This window comes from Leptospira licerasiae serovar Varillal str. VAR 010, assembly GCF_000244755.1.
In the GTDB taxonomy this organism is placed as follows: domain Bacteria; phylum Spirochaetota; class Leptospiria; order Leptospirales; family Leptospiraceae; genus Leptospira_B; species Leptospira_B licerasiae.
Genome location: NZ_AHOO02000005.1, coordinates 1 through 19,335, shown reverse-complemented (window position 1 = coordinate 19,335; position 19,335 = coordinate 1). Strand labels below are relative to the sequence as shown.

The following is a 19,335-nucleotide window of genomic DNA, read 5'->3' as shown; positions in this document are numbered from 1 at the left end:
ATTAACCTCTTCCCTTTTCTCCTCTTCTTAAGAAAGCAGGAATATCATAATCTTCTTTCATGTTTCCGGAAGGATTTTTTGATTTAAGCGCTCTGTATGCCTCCGGGTCGTTGCTAATCCTTTCCGGTTCTGTTTTAAAAGTTTGACGAGGCTCTTCCATTTCCGGAAGTCCTACAACTTTTCTTTGAGGTTGGGATTGTAATTTAGGAACGGATCCGATGCCCGCAGCCCTTTTGTTAAACCCGGTAGCGATTACAGTGATACGGATTCTTTTTTCGAGATCCGCGTCTTCAGTTAAACCAATGATGATATTTGCGTTAGGATCCACTTGAGAAGTGATGATCTGAGATACTTCGTTCCAATCGGAAATAGTAAGATCGGTTCCACCGGTAACATTGATCAATAGAGAAGTGGCCCCGGCAATAGAGCGAGAATCCAATAGAGCGTTATCGATCGCAAAGTTCACTGCCTCGGAAACTTTGTTTTCTCCGTAACCTTCTCCTACTCCCATAACTGCATCACCAGTATCTCTCATAATTGCTTTTACATCAGCGAAGTCCACATTGATGATGCCTGGATTGTTTACGATATCGCTGATCCCTCTGACTGCATTCAAAAGAATATCATCTATTACTCTGAATGCCTGGTCGATAGGGGTATCCCTTTCTACTACTTGAAAGATGGATTCATTATTAACTAAAATTAAAGTATCAACGTAAGAACGAAGTTGTTCCACGCCTCTTTTGGCGAGTTCCATTCTTCTTTTTCCTTCGAAAGAAAATGGAATAGTGACCACACCTACTACCAGGCATTTCTGTTCTTTAGCGATCTTTGCAACGATAGGCGCGGCTCCTGTTCCGGTTCCGCCTCCCATTCCGGCGGTAACAAAGACCATGTCTGCACCTTGGATAACGGACGCGATCTTCTCTCTGTCTTCTTCTGCTGCTCTTGCGCCTAACTCAGGATCCCCTCCTGCGCCCATTCCTCTTGTAGTTTTAGAACCTAATGCGATCTTATTTTCTATCTCGGAACGTTTTAATACCTGTTCGTCGGTATTCATGATAACGTATTCCACGCCTCTTAAGCTGGAATTCGCCATTCTTGCGACTGCGTTCATTCCGCCGCCACCGATCCCTAAAACTTTAATAATAGCAGGGTTTGATCTTTCTTCTTCTTCGAAACGTAACATATATCACTCCCTTAGAGATTTTCCTCTATCCATCTCCGTATTTTTTTGCTCCAGGTCTCGCTTCTATCCTGGGATTTTCTTTCCATGTCCCCTAACCTGGAGGCGTATTTGATAAGTCCGACTGCGGTAGCGAATTCGGGAGAAGACACTCTATCTGAAAGTCCGGAAAGTCCGGCGGGTCTCGCACGGGTTACCGTTAGACGAAATACGTCTTCTGCAAGACTTTCTATTCCTTCCAAAAGGCTTCCTCCTCCTGTGAGGATGACTCCTCCGGCCAAGAAGGATTTTTTTCCGGACTTGACGAGTTCCGCATCTACCATTTCGAAAATTTCCCTCATACGAGGTTCGATCACATGAACTAGTTCTTCTCTAAGAACAGTTCTGGCAGGTCTTCCGCTGATCGGCGGGATCTCCACTGTTTCGGTCGGATCAATTTCTTCTAAGGAACAATGACCGAATCTTTTTTTCACAAGCTCCGCTGTTTCAATCGTGGTCTTTAAACCGATAGAAAGATCAGAAGTAACATTATATCCGCCGAATGGAATAACGGAAGAATAAGCGATCCCTCCGTCCACATAAACGATCAGATCGCAGATTCCCGCGCCTATATCCAGAACCGCTGTGCCTAGATCTTTTTCGCCGGAAGTTAAAACTGCATCGGAAGAAGCTAAACTTGAAAGAACTCTTGTCTCTTCCGCGAGGCCCGCGGCTTCAATACATTTTTCTAAATTATGAAGTGCTGTTAGACCTGCTGTTACAATATGGACTTCTGCTTCTAAACGAACTCCGGTCATTCCGATCGGGTCCTTGATAGAAGTCTGATCGTCTACTGAGAATTCTTTGGAAAGAACATGTAAAATCTCTTGGTCAGCAGGAACTCTAACGGCTTGTGCAGCTTCTATCACTCTGACTATATCCGGTTCGGTCACCACTCTGTCTCTGTTTGTGATCGCGACAACTCCCTTGGAATTGTCCGCACGAACGGATTTACCGGTTACGTTTACTACCACATAACCGATCTCTTGGCCGCACATGAGCTCTGCTTCGCTTACTGCTTCGATAATAGAGCGGGTTGTCGCTTCTATATTGATAATGGATCCGTTTTTGATCCCGGAAGAAGGGAACATTCCTGTTCCGATAATTTCAGTTTCGTATTCTGAGATAGGACGTCCTACCACCACTTTTGTGAGTGCCGACCCTAGATCCAGAGAGACTATGATTCTTTCGGAAGATTCCATATTCTTAATGGTAGACCGCGTCTTCTCCTCGTATGTCCACGAGTTTCGGGCGGACTTTTTCTTTTTCAAGATATGCTAATACAGCGTATAACTTTCTGACCTGCTCAGTTTGGAATAAGGTCCCGACTTGCACACGAACGGAAAGAGGAGTGTCCGCGTAGACGAAAATTTCTCCATCTTCATGCAAGGATACTTCGGAGATGCGGGACTTTAATGCAGGATAAGAACGAAACGCATTCTCTACGGAAGTGTGAAGGTCTTTGAAAGCCGCGCCGACTACTTCTCCCTTTTCTCTTGGGAAAGTTCCGGAAAGAACTGTGAGTCCTTTGCTTCTAACATCATCCATAGAAAGTATTTTAAGTTCAGGATCTATTTCGAAAAGATGGCCGTCAGAATTCACAAGGTAACTCGGTTTTCTTTCGGTGATCTCCACCAACAATTGGTCGTCCGTTTTTTTTTCCAAGTGGGCTGATTTGATCCTGGGATGTGAGGTAAGTCGGTGTTCCATTTGGCCGAGGTCGTAATTTTCGAAAGAGGTTCCCGGTTGGATACCCATGATCTGAACTATTTCTTCCGTTCTAAGAGTTTCGTGTCCTGTCAGTATGAGTTTATTCAACTCCTGGGGGAGGGTCCCTCTCCTATATCCCCAGCCTAAAGTACTCGCCAATAGAAAGAGGAAGGCCAGAAGCCACCAACTCGTTCTTTTTTGAACGGATTCTTTCAAAAAGTCAATTATATTATGTCTCATAGGCGTTTGGAGAGGGTTTTTTCTTCCTTTCCCTTAGAATTATCGGGAAATTCTCTAAAATTTCGCCCATCTATTTTTGATTTACCGGGATTTAGTTGATCCGAATCGAAAGCCGAAGTTTCTAATAGAAGAAAGTATGAAATTCCCGATCCCTTCTCCCATACATCTAGGTTTCGTTTTCTTTTGTGCTTTTTTTGTACTCTTATACCAATCAGTGATAGAACGATCCGGTTCGGAAGAAGATTATCCTTATACTTTAAAAATTTATTATCCTAAGTCTCAAGGGATACGCCCCGGAACTCCAGTCAGTATTTTAGGATTGGCAAGGGGAATCGTTCGAGATGTGGATGTGGTCGGGATAGAAGAAGTTCCGGATAAAAGATTTTTAGATAAGAACAGGACCAAAGCTGTGGAGATCACGATCCGTCTTGCGGAACCGATCACATTATATTCAAACTATGATATCAGTTTTAGGACTGCGACTGTCCTTGCAGGGCGAACGATAGATATAAATCCCGGAAACGCGGAAGAAGATTCTAAACAGACTTTTTTCAGACCCACTTACAAAGAAGAAGAGGATTCTCGTCCGGACTTTACTCCTTCTGCCAGATACTATGATGACTTTTTCGCTGCGTCCACCGGCGTGATCCGGGAGAACAAACAAGATATTAATTTGATGTTTGCAAACTTGGAAGAGATCTCTTACAAACTCAAAAGTAGTAACGGCTCCGTTCCAAGATTTATAAACGATCCCGATACTTACGATAATTTGGCCGAGACATTGACTGACATGAGAATTTTAGGGGACGATGCCAGAAGATATGTAGAAGGGTATCGCAAAATAGAAAGAAGCGCTCCCATCCCGTTCTCCATCAATTTGTATCGTAGGACCACCATCATCGGTGGGATTTCCAGCGATTTCTATCTGAACAAACTATAGTTCCGATAAGTAGATACTTCGAAAAGGCGGGGACAAACTAGGCTACCTTGCCGATCCTAGTATCTATGAAAGTCGCAGTGATCCATGATTGGCTGAATGGAATGAGAGGGGGAGAGATCGTACTCGATTCTATCCTTAAAGTATTTCCGGATGCGGATCTATTTACTCTTTTTTATGAAAAAGGGAAGTTAAACGAAAGAATCGAAAATAGAAAGATCGTAACCGCGTTTACGGATCGCCTGCCTTTTAAATCCAAATACCGTTGGTATCTTCCGTTATTTCCTACTGCGATAGAGTCCTTGGATCTAAGAGGATATGATCTGATCGTATCTTCTTCTCATTGTGTTGCCAAAGGTATAATCCCTGACCCGGATGCGATCCACATCAGCTATGTACATTCTCCCATGAGATACGTTTGGGACTTGTATTACGATTACTTCCCCGCAAGAAGCGGTTTGAAGTTTTTTGCATTTCAACTTGTCTCTAGCTATCTTCGCACTTGGGATTCCGTTTCTTCCAATAGAGTGGATTCTTTCTTATGCAATTCGGAGTTCGTTTCCAGAAGGATCCAAAAATTCTACAGAAGGGATTCCAAGGTAGTATATCCACCTTGTTTGCCCAAAGGGTTTCAGGTCCAGGCAGGGAAGAAGGAAAACTTCGACCTAATCGTTTCCGCATTCGCTCCTTATAAAAGGATAGATTTAGCGATAGAAGCATACAGAAAAAACGGGAGACCGCTCAAAATTTTAGGAAGCGGCCAAGAATATAAAAAACTTGTAAAAGATCTTCCACCTAATGTGGAAATCCTACCTCATCGGCCAAGAAACGAAGTGCAAGAGTATATGTCTAAGGCTAAGACATTCATTTTTCCCGGAATGGAAGATTTCGGGATCGCACCTGTCGAAGCTCAGGGGTATTGTACTCCTGTTCTGGCTTATGCAAAAGGTGGAGCCTTGGAAACAGTGGTCTCGGGAAAGACCGGGCTATTCTTCAAAGAGCAAACAGTGGAGGCATTGAATTCCGCCATTCGGGAATCCGAACGAAAAGAATGGAAATCTAAGGACTTTCAGGCCTCGGTAAACCGTTTTACGGAGGAAAAATTCATCATCCAAATCCAAAAGACGGTCGAGACTATAAAAAAGAACTCTGGAAAAAGGAGGGGCGCTTGATTACTTTACATAGATTAAAAGGAAATGAATTCGTTCTAAACGCCTCTCATATAGAATGTATCGAGGCCAATCCGGATACTACGATCACTTTGTCTAACGATAGAAAATACGTGGTCCAAGAGAGTATTCCACAAGTGATCGAAAAAATTTTGGAGTTCAAAAAACGAGTGCTGGTGTTTCCTTTGGGTTCCGCGCCGGATCAATTTAAGAGGGCAGATTAGACTACAATGGATATAGCTACAATCATAGGCTTCGGCGCTGCGATAACAGTGTTTATTTTCGGGATTCTTTCCGCCGGTTTGAATCCGATCGATATCGTGGACATTCCCTCGATCCTAATTACATTCGGAGGGGCTACTGCTTGTACGGTTATGGCGGTACCTTGGCAAAATACCTTGGAATTGGGAAAGGTAACTCGTAAAGCTTTTAGAGAAGAAAAAAGCGACCTCATAGGACTTATCAAAACATTGGTTTCCTTTTCCGAAAAAGCAAGGAGAGAAGGTCTACTCGCGTTGGAAGACGACGTAAACGAACTTCCGGAAGAATTTTTAAGAAAGGGAATCACCCTCGTAGTGGACGGAACGGACCCTGAACTCGTTCGCAATATTATGGAAACCGAAATGAGTAATATTGCATCCAGACACGGCGCCGGAAAAGCCTGGTGGGAAAACTGGGGAGCGCTTGCTCCTGCGTTCGGGATGATCGGAACTCTGATCGGACTCGTTCAGATGTTAAAAAACCTTGGCTCCGGAGACGCAAGTGCGATCGGAACAGGGATGGCGGCAGCCTTGATCACCACACTGTACGGATCTATGGGAGCGAACATGGTCGCGATCCCGATCATGAAAAAACTCATACGTAAATCCGAAGACGAACTATTAGTAAGACAGATCATGATAGAAGGTACACTCTCCATTCAGTCGGGAGACAACCCTCGTATCGTTAAGGACAAACTCGCAAGTTATCTGCCACCTGGCGAACGCGGCGTGTTAAAAGACGAAAACGATTAAGATTTATTTCGGAAGAAGAATATGGCAAAACAGAAATGTCCAGAATGTATCCAAAATATTCCAGAGTATATGCTTACTTATGGAGACATGGTTACGCTTCTTCTTTGTTTCTTTATTATGTTATACCGTACAGGTAAAACGAACGCGATAGAGATGCAGATCATTCTATCCGCGTTCAAAACCACCACCGGATTTTTTGACGGCGGTCAAACTCTCTCCAAAGGAAAATTGGAAGAGATGGGAATGAACATAGAAAGTCTGCCATCCATGACTACGGGAAAGGCGCTTTCTAAATCCAAAAAGACAGCCACAGAATTATTTAAACCTGAGATAGAAGCAGGTAAAGTTCGAGTAACGGAAGACGAAAGAGGTCTTGTGATCAGTTTAGTGGGAGCGGATTATTTTAATCCCGGCTCCGCAATCTTACAGGAGCCGATCAAGAGCACTTTAAAAAAGGCCAGCGGGCTTATTAAAGGTTTGGAAAGATTCGTAAGGGTAGAAGGTCACTGTGATGCTGATGCGGTGCTTCCCGGCGCAAATCCGAACAGAGAAGAAAGAACATACTTAAACAACTGGGATCTTGCCGGGGCCAGAGCGATCAACTCCACGGATTATATCGTAGGGGTAGGAAAGTTGGATCCGAGTTGGTTCCAGGCGGTGAGTTTCGGATCCTATCGACCTTTGGTAGTAGAGAACCAAGGGACTCCGGAAGCAAAAGCATTCAATAGAAGAATTGATATCGTAATTTTAACGGAAAAATCCACCAAACGAAGCGAATACGAATCCAACTTCGGCCTACCAAAGAGCCGCGTTCCGGGTTCGGAATCTTCCACCGAAAGTGGATTATAGTAGAGTAAAAGGAGAATACCCATGGGCGATCCCGAAATAGACGAGGAAGAAGGCGGTTTACCCGCGGCGGATGCCGGCGCCGGCTCGTCTCCGCTCATCAAATGGCTGATCTATATTGCCGGTGCCGTATTCGGAATTATCATAGTCGTACTTGTTTCCATGTTTGTTGCGAAACAGGCGGCGACTAGCACTTTCCGCGAAATGAAAAACGTGGCTTTAGTAAAACCTCCTCCGCCGCTCATGACCTTCCAATTTCAGGAAGAGTTCAGGATCAACACTGCGGACAAAGGAGAAACTCACTTCGTAAAGATGAAATTATCTTTCGGAGTGGCGAGAGACGACGCTAAGATCACTGCGGAACTTGCGGAAAGGATCGCTCAGATGAGAGACTTGGTAAACCTAATTATAGGTAGAAAAACCAAAGACGATCTGATCGATGTCGAAGATCAGTTAGATCTGAGAGAAGAGATCAAGGCTCAGATCAATCATATCCTCTCCGACGGAAAGATCCAAGAAGTTTACTTCACAGAATTTATCGTCAACTGATGACAAAACCGAAAATCCTAGGGGTTATACCCGCAAGATACGGAAGTTCCCGATTCCCTGGCAAACCATTGGCCAAGATCGGGAACCTTCCTATGATCGCCTGGACATATAAGAATTCTCTAAAGTCTTCTCTTCTCCATGATGTTGTAGTCGCCACAGACGACGAAAGGATCTTAAAAGTAGTTTTAGATAACGGTGGTAAGGCGGTAATGACTTCCGCGGACCATCCTTCCGGGACGGATCGGATCAGAGAGGTTGCGCTCAAATATCCAGACTCCGGAATTATAATCAATATCCAAGGCGACGAACCTGGAATAGAATCTGAACTCATTGACGGAGTAGCTAAGCTCAAGCTGGAAAGACCGGATTGGGCGATGAGCACCGCAGCGGTTTTATTGGAAGAAAAAGAAATCCATGATCCGAACAGGGTCAAGGTGGTCTTAGATAAAAACGGAAAAGCGCTCTACTTCTCCCGTTCTGCAATTCCTAGCCAATTTAAAAAAACGGTCCCTGCTTATCGACATCTCGGAATTTACGGATACGATAGGGACTTCTTATTAGGATATCCGGAACTTCCCCCAAGCGCTTTGGAAGAATCGGAATCGCTCGAACAATTAAGAGCAATGGAAGCAGGGCATTCCATCGGAGTGTATATCGCAAGCCGGGCAGCATTGAGCGTAGACACACCGGAAGACCTGGAATTAGTAGTCGAAGATTTTAAGAAAAAGGGACTGATCTCTTAACTAAGAGCTTCTTGCAGAGTGTTATGGATCAGAACGAAATCGGTAAGACCGACGATATCCATTACTTTTCGGAAATGGTCGTTTAGACCCGCAAATTCGATTTTGGCAGAAGATTCACTTGCTTTGGTGATCAAACTGATCAAAGTAGCAAGTCCCGCCGAATTGATGTAAGACGTTCCGTGGAAATTCAAAATTACTCTATTCCTACGTTGTTCCGGTATGGACTGGTATTTTCCTAAAATTTCGTCGTCCGCCTCGGAGGTAATTTCTCCAGAGATATGGATTACCGGAACGTTAGGTTCAAGATCCACGTTTATTTTGAATTCGTCAGACATCTGCCTTATTTAGCACAAAAGACCTTCCCTCCCGAAGACAGTCAATCCCGAAAACCGGGGCCGCCAGGAGAGTATCCGTCAAACGTAGTGCTCTAACTCCTCCGGAGAAAGTCTGTCGAAAATTTGGCCGCATTTGGAACATTGAAATGAAACAGTGGTAGGTTTAGAAGAAATCCCGAAAAGGATCAAAAACCAGGCCCAGTTGCCATAGGTTTTTACCTCTCTGGAAAGAGGGGATTTTCTATCCGTTCCGCAACTGTCGCAATGTGGTAAAGAAGAGGATTGGCTCACAAAGCTAGGTTGAAATGTGGGTGGAAAACTTCCAGAAGAAAAGTGGGAAAAAATTAAGAAGGGAGTCCTTTCGGACTCCCTTAGAATTGGAATTAATTTTGGTTTAGGTAAATTATATACTTAGCAATTTTTTTAAGTTTTTCGTCACCTAAGAACTTGTAGGAAGTCATTACAGGGTTGCTTGGAATTCCGTTATTCAAAGTTTTCAAAATTCCCGCTTCTGTAGGACCGTTTTTCCATTCATTTGCAGGTGCTTTGTAATTTCTAGGTTTTGGATTCAAGCTAGCCGCAGCAGCTCCGTCCCCAGCACCAGTATCTCCGTGACATGCGTTACAGCCGTTTTCAAGAAAAAGTTTTTTACCTTCTTCTACTTCCGGACTTAAAGTCGCGGTACTTGCTACAGGTGCAGCTTCTTCTTTCGGTTTTTCTTTATCTCCGCAGTTCAATAGGAAGATGAGGGAGAGAATGGAAACAAAAAGGGAAATCAGGATTGCCCGAGTCTTCATGGATTACTCCTTTATATTGGTTCCAAGTTTCTTTTTTAGAAAGAGAAAGCAAAGAACTTTTTGTCACGGAAGTGTCGGTGGAAGATCCGTAAAAGATTTAGAGTAAAATGAAGAAGAAGCCAAAAATTGACTTTTGTCAAAGTATCAGGAGCTGATTCTTAATATCGATTTCTAAGAATGGAAAAGAATCGGACTTATTCGTTTTTTGTAAAACAAAAGCGGGGGAGTCCCACCCCGCTTTCCTTTTTAGATCAAGCGGGTTTAAAAATAAATCCCGTAGAAGTTTCCGTCCTATCGAAAAGGACAGGCATATCGATCGCGATAGATTCAGTAACCGGTTTGCCCTGGTATTCACCTTCGATAATACTCATCGTCTTTGCACCTTCTTCCAACTCGATAACCGCAAGAACATAAGGCGCTCTTGGAGCTAAATGTCCGAAGCCTACATGGACCACTGTGTAAGTATAAACTTTTCCCTTGCCGGAAAAAGTTTTAGGCTCCACATCATCAGATCCGCAGCTTGTGCAAGAAACTACAGGATCGGTAGCTTCGAATCCGCAGGATTTGCATTTTTTTCCCGTTAAAGAATGAGCTTCCATGATCTCAGCCATTATTCCCCCCTCTGCAGAATATGCACTATACTAACTGCACCCGGGCCGCCTAAAACGTGAGTTAAAGCGGTGCGAGCATTTGCAACTTGTCTTTTTTCAGATTGGTCTCTGAGTTGGAAAGTCATCTCCACAACCTGACCAACGCCAGTAGCGCCAACCGGATGACCTTTCGCTTTCAAACCGCCTGAAGTATTAACAGGAAGTTTTCCGCCCAGTCGAGTATGACCTTCTTTAGTGAACTGGCCGCCCTTTCCTTTTTCCACAAAGCCAAGATCTTCGATATTGATGATCTCGGTAATCGTGAAGCAGTCATGACATTCCAAAACATCGATGTCCTTTCTTTCTACACCGGCCATTTTAAAAGCTTCGGTAGCTGCTTGAACGGAAGCGGGAAAGCTAACGGAATCTTTTTTAAGAGCAACATTGAAGTAATCTCCGCCGATCCCGGAACCTTTTACCACCACATAGTCCTTACGAACGGATTTTGCTCTTTCTTTAGTAGTGATCACAACCGCAGCAGAAGCGTCCGTAACCAAAGAAACATCATGAAAACCGAATGGAGTGGTGACCATTCTGGCTCTCATGATATTATTAAAAGAAATCTCTTTTTGTTTATGGGCGAATGGATTTAAGCTACCATGGAAATAGTTTTTTTCGGCAACTGTAGCCAACATTTCCTTGGTGGTGCCGAATTCATGCATGTGACGGATGGCATTTAACGCAAAACCGGAAGGACCTGAAATACAATACCCGCCTTCCACATCTTGGTCTTGGCCTCTTGCTACGATTTCCATCGTAGTTTCCGGGTCTAAACCGTTCATTTTTTCCACGCCCAGAACTAAAACTGTATCATACAGACCGGAGGCAACGGCAAGAACACCTTGTCTCATTGCAATCCCACCGGAAGCACAAGCTCCTTCAGTTCTGATCGCAGGTCGATCGCCTAGTCCAAGTAAATTGGCAGCATAAGATCCCATTGTGTTTTGAGCGTTAAACTCGTTACCGGCATAGTTTCCAACATAGACGGCTTGGATTTCCTTTCTGTCTATGCCTGAATCTTTGATGGCGCCGTTACCCGCTTCGGTAACTAGATCGCGTAGAGTTCTGTCCTTGTGATTGCCGTGGACCGTTTCATAAGCCCCGATGATTGCTACTTCTCTCATGATGAACTCCTTACATTCCGATACCGGCGCCGCCGTCTACACGAAGGAAAACACCGGTGATATAAGAAGCTTTATCAGAAAGAAAGAATTCCACTGCGTTAGCGATCTCTTGCTGAGTACCAGGTCTTTTTAAAGGAATGAACATAGGATCGGTAAGTTTTTTCTGAACTTCTTCCGGAAGAGAGGCAGTCATGTCTGTTTGCACATAACCAGGGCAAACTGCATTTACTAAAACGTTTCTACCGGAGAATTCTCTTGCAGCAACTTTAGTAAGAGCGATCACAGCGGCTTTGGACGAAGAATAGTTTGCTTGTCCAGGTTGGCCTGAAAGACCTGAAAGAGAAGAGATGTTTACGATCCTACCGGAAGGAGCTTTTAAAAGAAGTTTAGAAGCATACTTGGTCATTAAGAACACACCTTTCGCATTCACATCCATCACGAAATCAAACTCTTGCTCGCTCATTCTGATAAAAAGATTATCTTTCAGAACACCTGCATTATTAACTAAGAAGTCCAGTTTACCGAATTTCTCTTTAACTGCATTGATTGCAGCCTCGCAATCTTCCGGCTTAGTGACATTTACCGGAATACCTAAGGTTTTAACGCCGAATTCTTTAGCGATCTCAGCCGCTGCTTGCTCGATATGCTCCTTATTTAAGTCTACTACGACCACATCTCCGCCGTCTTTGGCGATAGTATTGGCGATAGCGCGACCTAAACCTCGGGGAGATGCAGCTCCCGTAACTAATGCAACTTTACCTTCGAATTGTTTTGCCATTTGGATCCCTCTTATGTCCTCGGATAACGAATTTTTAAACTTTCGGGTCGTACAGATAGAATTCGATCTGTTTGAAATAGAACGATTGTTCTGGTAAAAGATGGATTGTACCTGGATTCCCGACAAGGAAAATTCATATGAATATGAGATCATGAAACACTGTTCGTTTTTGTTGAACATTTGTTCGCAAGATATAGTAGGAATGTTGGTAAGGTTTAAAATGAGTTATGTGAAGGAGATATGTCACATTTTGAAAGTGAATAAAGGGGTCGCAGATCAGCTGAAACTACAATACATTATAAATATATAATATTATATCGAATTTGTATGTCCTACCGAGTTGTTCTATATAAAAGCGGTTATTTGGTAACAGCAATGGCAAAAGACGATTTTGAATTCTGGTTTTACCGCGTATTACCCAAATGAGGTAATTTTATTCATTGAGGAATGATTCGAATAAAGGGAAGGACGGTTTTTCGAAATCCTTCTTATGAATAGAGATCAGGAAAGTCCAGTTCGCTTTATGATTTGAAATCCGAACTATTTGCAATCTGGCTGCCTATTTTATTAATAATTAATTTCCAGTAATCTAGATTTAAATATTATAATAATATAAAGTTCCCATTTTTATGAAAAATTCATCGTGCATATATCCCATATTAGGATAATGTAAACTATCCGTTATGGGATATATGTTAGTTGGATTGAGTTATCCCATCTGAGAGATAAAGTTCCCCAAAATTTTCCTGTTAGCTTCATTTTGTCCTGATACTTGCCTGTTTTCTAAACGTTTTCCAAATTTTTTTTAAGTTTGATGCAAAAAATTAGACAAAAATGGGAACTTTTTCGAAACATCCATTCAAACGCCCAAGTTGTGTTTCGATTCAAAGATGAATCAGGCAAAACTGTGAGTAAAAATTTGAACTCAGTCAAAAAAGTCGACTCACGTCGAAAAATTTGTCCGGTGTGTTTTGTATTTTGGATTTGGTTTTCAGTAGTGATGGGAAACCGGAGGTTCGTTCGATGTTCGATTTGATCGTTAGGATTGTTGTTAGGAAAGTTATTTTAACTTCTATTGTACTTTCTTTTGCAGGTTGTTTAAGCGACTGGGGTTTTGGCAGCGGAGATGTGGATCTAAAAAAAGCCACATGGTTGGTTGCGGAAAAGGTCCCTTTAGTGGTGGATAAGGGCGGAGTTCCTGTCGGTGGTGGCGGGACTGTTACCCCGGTGAATAACTTGTTTAATTTAAAGCCGGGAACAAAGGTAAGTGCACAGGCTTTAGGTGGAGCAATAGATCCAACCGGAACCACCATCCTGAATGACTTCGATGGAGATGGAATATTAAATATCAATGAAACGACTACGAACGTTTGGGTAGCTGATTATCCGGAAATCGACACAGTTGTAGCTCCTCCTATCACAATGAAGGTCGCAATCTTAAAGAGTAGTACTGGCGAAAGCGATGAGATCGTAAGTGAGATCAATTCTGACGATATTGAATCCAATAAAAATGAAGGATCTGAATCGGTTCACCAAAATGAATTGAATCTGAGGACAGTTCAATTTCAGGACCAATATAAAAGAGAAGCGGAAATGAGCGAGTCTAACGATACTGAAGGCAGCTTAAGTGTAAGTACTAGCATGGAGGTAAAAGGTCCTGCGGAAACAGGAGTGTCCATGTCTGGCTCAGTTGCCACTTCATATAAACAGGCAAATAGCTGGTCTAAAAGATTCTTAGAAGAAGCTACTACTACTAAATGGGCAGACAAACCTTTTAAAAACAATATCGATAAAGAAGCAAAGACGGTTAAATCGGATTCTGCCAGCCAAAAAGCCAGAAAATATAGGTCCGAAAAAAGTTCTAAGATTAACGAAACTTCCAAAATAGATGCGAATGCTGGTTATGTAAGAGCAGCATTATATATTAAGAACAGATCAGTGAATATGCCGGTAAAACTGAGCAATATACTTTGCACACTGATGTTTGAAGACGCGAGAGGGAATTTAATTCCAGTCCAAAGTTTCCGATTAAGAAATGATGACTATAGTTTATTTCAGGTTGAAGTTTATGGGGGAGACGATTTCGGACCTTATGTTGTGGAACTTCCTAATTTAAACACAGCAGAAATTGAAAATGCAATTGCTTCCGGCTATACTCCTAAAATTTTCATTGTTGATTATACAATGACTCATGTCGCAGATTCTAATTATAAATCTGCACTTTTGAGCTTTACTGGAGATAATCTAAAAATTGTAGAAGAGAACGCAAAAGGAAGAACAAGCCTTATTAAAGTGTTTGGCCCTCAAATACGTGAAAAATATAGAGTTGCTGCCTTTGATGACTTAAGTGTAGAAAATCCTTGCACTACTAAAACTGCGACAACTCTTGCTCCAGGAGTAACTTTGAAAAAGCTTTGGAGAGAGTTGCTTGTTCTGGAGTTCAGATTGAATACGGAGACTATGTTATCGACTTTAGCGAGTTCGCTCCTGCTCTCGGCCAATCCAAAATCCATTTAAAGGGAATCAAGTCCTTTGCCGGAGTATCTACTACATTACCTTGTGAAAACCAAACATTCTCAGGTAGCGATGGAGTCAGCCGTACTGCTTGTGTTCAAAAACCGTTTTCTGCCTGGACGGACGAAGAGAAGAGAACTGCAGGGGTTTGGGCGATCTATTCTAACGGAAAATATAATGATCCAACTGAGTTCTGGGTAGATGGTTCTAATATCCGCATCTTCGATCCGGGCAATATTCAAAAAGCACAGATGGTAAAGGGCGTGGATTCTATCACTTGGGCAGGGGATTATTACGATATAGTTTATATTTCCGTAAAGGATTTAGCTAAAAATGAAGTAAATCCTCCTTATGGAGCTACTCCGATTGGGTCTTCTGGTTCTACTCCTACTGGAGGAGCCATCGACGCAAATGATCCAAACTCTTTCTTTAAATTAAATACTCAATGGGATCTATCTCAGTTCGGTGAAAACCCTTATGAGCCGGATCAAAAATCTTTCTATGTAGGAAAAGTTGGATTTAATGAAAAAGTAGTATTTACTGTGAAGTTGGACCAAACTAAATATTTGAATCCTAACTTTGGCTTACCTGAAAATGGTGGTTCTTACCAGTACTTTACGGATTTCAAATATTCTCCTGTGGTTGCGACCAAACGATTCAATATTGATCAAGTAATGGATTTTGAGATCAGCTTAGGCTTTGGTGGACAAAGAACTGATTGGGTCCATGTCTATAAAGACACGGATGCCGTGGACGCTTATAAAATACAAAAGATGTGGATAGACACTTCCGGTTATGCAGACCAAACATTCAGAATTTGTCTCCGTATGCCTCAGCTTAGCACAGTTGTAGATCCTGAAAATAGTTTAGTAAACATCTATGTTCGTCCGGCTTTAAACAGTGCATATCGCAGAACTATTTGGCCGTTAAAATACACCGATGTGAAAAAAATGAGAGGGGTATTAAGTTCTCCAACAAGTATTGGAGATACTACAATTTATCTTTCAGGAGTGTATGGAACGATAGAAGTAAATGATTCCATTTACGTTAGTGGGGATACGTATCCATATACAGTAGTAAGTAGCACTCCAACTCCCGGGTACCCGGATGGTTCTTTTACGGTAGTTGTTGATACCGCTATGAAGAAGAAGAATATCAAGACTACAGGGGTAACTATTCCGGGAGCATTAGCTGCACCCGATGCACGTTTGATTGTGGACAATTCTTTCGTAACGGATTGGAATACTCAAACAAACGGAACTCCTGCTTCGAACTATTCTCTCCCACAATATCTACCTCTATTAACCTCCGCGACCGTATCTTGCTCGGGAGCAAATCTTTTCCATCCTTCCGGATGTCTCGGATACACTCCTGATTATTTAGCAGTTAACTGGATGGGGAATTATAACAAAGGTGTTCCTTATTGGAACTCTTGGACAGATGCGGGAGGATTCACAAGCTTCCTTTCTGGTGGAACCTTCCAACTTACTACCAATAGCGGTCGCACTTACAAGGCAGGAACTCTTGCAAGCGATACAATCCTTAGTGATGCTGGAACTGCTGTTCCTTTAGGTGAACCAGTTTCCGTTACCCAAGGTGACGTAACGATGGTAATTTGGAGAAGAGATACTAACCTTTATGGTAAAGTATTCCAAATCTCTACAGGAACTGTGTTAGGTGCTCAATTCCAAATCAATACCACTGCAATCACTTCTCCAGGTGAACTAGTCGCTAAATTGGATAATGGAAAGGCTGTTATTATTTGGGAGAACGCTAAAGATATTTATTTAGCGGTTAGAAATATGAGCACGTATGCTGCTACTGTTGCTGAGACCAAAGTAATTACTCGAAATTATGACTTAGCAGATTGGTCCAGAATCGATGTAGCTGCAGCTTCAGACAGGGCCATGGTTGTATGGAGTGATAACCAGGCCATTGCTGGTAATATGAATTACCATAAGTTAACTAGAGGAAGGATCTTTAACACTTCTACTGGTGCAGTTACTGTAGATACCTTCTTGATTAGCGATGTGATAAATCCTGATGCTGCAAGATATGAAATTCAGGCAGATGGAGCGGGTGGAACAAATGTGCTGTTGGGGCTTCACTATCGAAATCCAGTTACATATGCTAAAGCAATTGGTGCGCGAGTATATAATATCACTACTGGTGTTCAAGTCGGATCCGATATCAGCTTAAGTGATGCTGCGATAGGAAGTGGAAGTGGAGTCTTTGTAAAGGCTTCAGGCACTAAAGGTTTTGTAATGTGGCCTACTTACACGGGCCCTTGGATTGCTCGAGGAATTGATTTGACGACTGCGACTAAGTTGGCAACGGACTTAACTATTGATACGACCAATGTTGTAGCTGATTTCTCACTTTCTGGAGGTCAGGTATTCGCAACATACTCCAAAGCAGGAGGTATGTATATGAAAGTCTTAAACCTTGCCGATGGACAGTTTTTATATACGAATGCATTGCAGATCGGATCAGTGTCTGCAACTGCAACACAGAAGCCTGGTGAAACTGTTCTTTCCGGAAATATCATTACTTCGGTTTGGGAACATTTCGAAAATAATAAGAGAACGGTCCGAGGACGGACAGCAACTTTATCACCATTTGCGTTAAAAGGAAGTGGAGAGTTCTTCTTAAGCACGACCAATCAAGGAACACAATCAGGTGTGACACTTGCTGTGTATGATGTTAAAGCTCTTCCTGCTTGGTTTTCTCAGGATACCACTCAACAGGTGATCAGAGGGTTCAGTTTGGATCTTTTAAGTCCAGGTTCTCTTCAGTTCGGTTTGAACAACTTCTTTATCGCTCCTTTGATCGAGAGAGATTATACGCTTAGCGTTCAAATCGTTCCGTAACAAATCGAGGGCGGTTCTTTCGTAAAGAGCCGCTCACTCCCATTAAGAAAATAGAATATAAGAGAACGGGAAAAGTATGCTGTCAAAAGGATCTTCAGCTCAAAAAAAGAAACTTGTATCGTTTATTAGAGCACAAGCTTCTTTTAAATTTTGGATCTTATCCGCAGCCTTTTCGTTCTTTTTTACTTCCTGTGGAAACGGAGGCAGTCCCTTAGATAGGCTGTTTAGGGCAGCGGGAATACTTCCATCTGGAACTTCCTTCTTATCTCCAGGTTCCGCACCAGCACCCGAAGGAAGTGATCTATTTTCCATTTCTACAAACTACAGCGAAGCGATAGACGATCCGGAAACAAAGGCAGACGCATTAACCGGAGCCATGTTTATCGCGCCACCTGAACCGAATAATTTCTGTGCAGTTTCCTTAAATTATCCAATCCAAGTTCCCGCAGGAAGAGCAGGAGTTCAGCCAAGCCTAGCGTTATCGTATTCTTCCACTGGAGGAGATGGATGGACTGGGATCGGCTGGAGTATAGGACTGGGAGCGATCACAAGAACTCCGGAATATGGGGCTTTGTTCTATGATTCCAGAGACACATTTACTTGGAACGGAAAAAGACTAATCAAAGTCTCAGGTTCCACTTCTAACGAGAACGGAGTGTATAGACCCGAAATCACGGAAGAAGATTTTGCACTATTAAAATTAACGAATATAGAAAATGGGGGGACCTGGGAGGTTCTGGACTCTGATGGGACCAAGACGATCTTTGGGGACTCTGCTTCCAATCGGATCTACGATCCAAACCAAATTTCCAGAACATATAGTTGGTATCTTTCCAAAACGGAAGATCGGAACGGAAACTATATGCAGGTCACATACGACACTTCTAACTACTCCGAAAAACGGAATTTATATGTCCAAGAGATCAAGTATACCGGGAATAGCAAAAGCGGATTTCCTGCAAAACAATATGTTAAGTTTATCACAAAGTCAAGAGGCGATTCTTATGTAAGTATGGCTCCTGGTTTTACTATGACCATGGATAGACTTTTAGATAAGATAGAGGTCGGTTGGACTGGCGGTAAAACTTTGGACATACTCACTCGTATACGATACTTCCTTCGATTCCGGAAGACCTATTCTCAAAACTGTAGAATCCGATCGCCATACTACAAAACCCGAATTCAAATATAGCAGTTCTTCTCGAATATTAACTTGGCAGAATATAGTAAACCAAGCGTCCAGCGAGCCGGAAGTTCTTCCGAATTCCACCGAATATTTTGAGGGAGATTTTAATGGAGATGCGATTTCTGATATCGTATTCTTCAATCCTCAAACTGGAAATTGGAAGGCAGCAGAAGGCCGAAAAGAAGGCGGATATAATTTTAAGACCTATGCGAATCGTTATAAAAATTATGACGGCCCTTCTAAGATCCGATTCTTTAAAGGAAACGTTAGCGGTGATTTTAACGGGGACGGAAGATCCGATATCGCATTCTATCTTCCTGAAACCAAAGACTTCATTGTTGCAGAACATGACGGGCAAGTATTCCAATTTCGTAATTATGGAAGATTGATGAGTAGGATCCCGGATATTTTCCGGATGGAATGGTTTCCTGGAGATTACGACGGAAACGGTCTCTCCGATTCCTTACTCTTCGACGAACCTACCGGTCTTTGGACTTTGATGCTGAATAAGGGTGGAAGTTTCGAATTCTTAAAAGTAGGCAAAAAGTTCCAGAACGTGTTTAGGGGAGATTATTCTCCCAATGCAAACTTGGATAGTGTTAGCACAAACGATACGAGTATTGATGGAAAAGATAGAGCCAAAGTTAAG

At 42.6% G+C, this 19,335-nt stretch carries 16 protein-coding genes and 2 pseudogenes; 9 read left to right on the top strand and 9 right to left on the bottom strand.

Going from position 1 to position 19,335, the window contains the following annotated elements; translation table 11 throughout:
• Position 1: 1 nt before the first annotated feature.
• From ftsZ to LEP1GSC185_RS00510, 3 genes are read right to left on the bottom strand one after another with little or no spacing between them, the layout of a single operon-like run.
• Positions 2–1,189 (bottom strand): cell division protein FtsZ, encoded by a 1,188-nt coding sequence (gene ftsZ / locus LEP1GSC185_RS00520; protein ID WP_008589880.1) that lies wholly within the window; start codon positions 1,187–1,189, stop codon positions 2–4.
• 11 nt (positions 1,190–1,200) lie between these two features.
• The gene (gene ftsA, locus LEP1GSC185_RS00515) at positions 1,201–2,427 is read right to left on the bottom strand and encodes a cell division protein FtsA (RefSeq protein WP_008591091.1); all 1,227 of its coding nucleotides are present in this window, start codon (positions 2,425–2,427) and stop codon (positions 1,201–1,203) included.
• A gap of 4 nt (positions 2,428–2,431) precedes the next feature.
• A complete protein-coding gene (locus LEP1GSC185_RS00510; protein WP_008589815.1) occupies positions 2,432–3,175 on the bottom strand; it encodes a cell division protein FtsQ/DivIB in 744 nt (247 codons plus the stop codon).
• A gap of 136 nt (positions 3,176–3,311) precedes the next feature.
• Here LEP1GSC185_RS00510 and LEP1GSC185_RS00505 point away from each other — a divergent pair, with 136 nt between their 5' ends.
• The 7 genes from LEP1GSC185_RS00505 (at position 3,312) to kdsB (ending at position 8,432) form a co-directional block, all read left to right on the top strand.
• Positions 3,312–4,115: an MlaD family protein gene (locus tag LEP1GSC185_RS00505; protein WP_008590974.1), complete on the top strand. Its 804-nt coding sequence runs from the start codon at positions 3,312–3,314 to the stop codon at positions 4,113–4,115.
• A 65-nt stretch (positions 4,116–4,180) separates the two neighbouring features.
• Complete coding sequence (locus LEP1GSC185_RS00500; RefSeq protein ID WP_024863944.1) at positions 4,181–5,284, top strand: glycosyltransferase; 1,104 nt, start codon at positions 4,181–4,183, stop codon at positions 5,282–5,284.
• Complete coding sequence (locus tag LEP1GSC185_RS00495) at positions 5,281–5,505, top strand: flagellar FlbD family protein (RefSeq protein ID WP_008591343.1); 225 nt, start codon at positions 5,281–5,283, stop codon at positions 5,503–5,505. Before LEP1GSC185_RS00500 ends, LEP1GSC185_RS00495 begins: the two co-directional genes overlap by 4 nt.
• A 6-nt stretch (positions 5,506–5,511) precedes the next feature.
• Positions 5,512–6,294, top strand: coding sequence for a motility protein A (locus LEP1GSC185_RS00490; RefSeq protein ID WP_008589686.1), 783 nt, complete (start codon positions 5,512–5,514; stop codon positions 6,292–6,294).
• Positions 6,295–6,315: 21 nt separating this feature from the next.
• Positions 6,316–7,143 (top strand): flagellar motor protein MotB, encoded by an 828-nt coding sequence (motB, locus tag LEP1GSC185_RS00485; protein WP_008590914.1) that lies wholly within the window; start codon positions 6,316–6,318, stop codon positions 7,141–7,143.
• Positions 7,144–7,164: 21 nt separating this feature from the next.
• Positions 7,165–7,689: a flagellar basal body-associated FliL family protein gene (locus LEP1GSC185_RS00480; protein ID WP_008591739.1), complete on the top strand. Its 525-nt coding sequence runs from the start codon at positions 7,165–7,167 to the stop codon at positions 7,687–7,689.
• A complete protein-coding gene (kdsB, locus tag LEP1GSC185_RS00475; RefSeq protein ID WP_008591411.1) occupies positions 7,689–8,432 on the top strand; it encodes a 3-deoxy-manno-octulosonate cytidylyltransferase in 744 nt (247 codons plus the stop codon). Before LEP1GSC185_RS00480 ends, kdsB begins: the two co-directional genes overlap by 1 nt.
• Here kdsB and LEP1GSC185_RS00470 read toward each other — a convergent pair.
• The 6 genes from LEP1GSC185_RS00470 to LEP1GSC185_RS00445 all read right to left on the bottom strand — a co-directional run bounded on the left by LEP1GSC185_RS00470 (position 8,429) and on the right by LEP1GSC185_RS00445 (position 12,116).
• Positions 8,429–8,767 (bottom strand): STAS domain-containing protein, encoded by a 339-nt coding sequence (locus tag LEP1GSC185_RS00470; RefSeq protein ID WP_008590375.1) that lies wholly within the window; start codon positions 8,765–8,767, stop codon positions 8,429–8,431. The two genes, kdsB and LEP1GSC185_RS00470, sit on opposite strands and share 4 nt — an antisense overlap.
• 78 nt (positions 8,768–8,845) lie before the next feature.
• Positions 8,846–9,058, bottom strand: coding sequence for a hypothetical protein (locus LEP1GSC185_RS00465; RefSeq protein WP_008590052.1), 213 nt, complete (start codon positions 9,056–9,058; stop codon positions 8,846–8,848).
• A 92-nt stretch (positions 9,059–9,150) separates the two neighbouring features.
• A complete protein-coding gene (locus LEP1GSC185_RS00460) occupies positions 9,151–9,564 on the bottom strand; it encodes a c-type cytochrome (RefSeq protein ID WP_008591214.1) in 414 nt (137 codons plus the stop codon).
• A 251-nt stretch (positions 9,565–9,815) separates the two neighbouring features.
• Positions 9,816–10,175, bottom strand: a complete 360-nt coding sequence (locus LEP1GSC185_RS00455; RefSeq protein ID WP_008591199.1) for a Zn-ribbon domain-containing OB-fold protein — start codon at positions 10,173–10,175, stop codon at positions 9,816–9,818.
• Positions 10,175–11,338: a thiolase domain-containing protein gene (locus LEP1GSC185_RS00450; protein ID WP_008590930.1), complete on the bottom strand. Its 1,164-nt coding sequence runs from the start codon at positions 11,336–11,338 to the stop codon at positions 10,175–10,177. Before LEP1GSC185_RS00450 ends, LEP1GSC185_RS00455 begins: the two co-directional genes overlap by 1 nt.
• Before the next feature lie 10 nt (positions 11,339–11,348).
• Positions 11,349–12,116 carry a glucose 1-dehydrogenase gene (locus tag LEP1GSC185_RS00445; protein WP_010514821.1) on the bottom strand — a complete coding sequence of 256 codons (768 nt, stop codon included), beginning with the start codon at positions 12,114–12,116 and terminating at the stop codon, positions 11,349–11,351.
• Between the two features lie 1,023 nt (positions 12,117–13,139).
• Here LEP1GSC185_RS00445 and LEP1GSC185_RS00440 point away from each other — a divergent pair.
• Together LEP1GSC185_RS00440 and LEP1GSC185_RS00435 are read left to right on the top strand one after the other, a co-directional pair.
• A pseudogene (locus LEP1GSC185_RS00440) lies at positions 13,140–17,500 on the top strand (LIC12048 family lipoprotein).
• Between the two features lie 220 nt (positions 17,501–17,720).
• Positions 17,721–19,335 (top strand): annotated as a pseudogene (locus tag LEP1GSC185_RS00435) (SpvB/TcaC N-terminal domain-containing protein); the annotation flags it as partial.

What these genes read in the sequence shown, in the direction of transcription:
- LEP1GSC185_RS00470 (WP_008590375.1), bottom strand. Translation starts at nt 8,767, where the DNA reads ATGTCTGACGAATTCAAAATAAACGTGGATCTTGAACCTAACGTTCCG.
- LEP1GSC185_RS00510 (WP_008589815.1), bottom strand. Translation starts at nt 3,175, where the DNA reads ATGAGACATAATATAATTGACTTTTTGAAAGAATCCGTTCAAAAAAGA.
- LEP1GSC185_RS00455 (WP_008591199.1), bottom strand. Translation starts at nt 10,175, where the DNA reads ATGGCTGAGATCATGGAAGCTCATTCTTTAACGGGAAAAAAATGCAAA.
- LEP1GSC185_RS00445 (WP_010514821.1), bottom strand. Translation starts at nt 12,116, where the DNA reads ATGGCAAAACAATTCGAAGGTAAAGTTGCATTAGTTACGGGAGCTGCA.
- LEP1GSC185_RS00480 (WP_008591739.1), top strand. Translation starts at nt 7,165, where the DNA reads ATGGGCGATCCCGAAATAGACGAGGAAGAAGGCGGTTTACCCGCGGCG.
- ftsA (WP_008591091.1), bottom strand. Translation starts at nt 2,427, where the DNA reads ATGGAATCTTCCGAAAGAATCATAGTCTCTCTGGATCTAGGGTCGGCA.
- LEP1GSC185_RS00500 (WP_024863944.1), top strand. Translation starts at nt 4,181, where the DNA reads ATGAAAGTCGCAGTGATCCATGATTGGCTGAATGGAATGAGAGGGGGA.
- LEP1GSC185_RS00460 (WP_008591214.1), bottom strand. Translation starts at nt 9,564, where the DNA reads ATGAAGACTCGGGCAATCCTGATTTCCCTTTTTGTTTCCATTCTCTCC.
- motB (WP_008590914.1), top strand. Translation starts at nt 6,316, where the DNA reads ATGGCAAAACAGAAATGTCCAGAATGTATCCAAAATATTCCAGAGTAT.
- ftsZ (WP_008589880.1), bottom strand. Translation starts at nt 1,189, where the DNA reads ATGTTACGTTTCGAAGAAGAAGAAAGATCAAACCCTGCTATTATTAAA.
- LEP1GSC185_RS00505 (WP_008590974.1), top strand. Translation starts at nt 3,312, where the DNA reads ATGAAATTCCCGATCCCTTCTCCCATACATCTAGGTTTCGTTTTCTTT.
- LEP1GSC185_RS00450 (WP_008590930.1), bottom strand. Translation starts at nt 11,338, where the DNA reads ATGAGAGAAGTAGCAATCATCGGGGCTTATGAAACGGTCCACGGCAAT.
- kdsB (WP_008591411.1), top strand. Translation starts at nt 7,689, where the DNA reads ATGACAAAACCGAAAATCCTAGGGGTTATACCCGCAAGATACGGAAGT.
- LEP1GSC185_RS00490 (WP_008589686.1), top strand. Translation starts at nt 5,512, where the DNA reads ATGGATATAGCTACAATCATAGGCTTCGGCGCTGCGATAACAGTGTTT.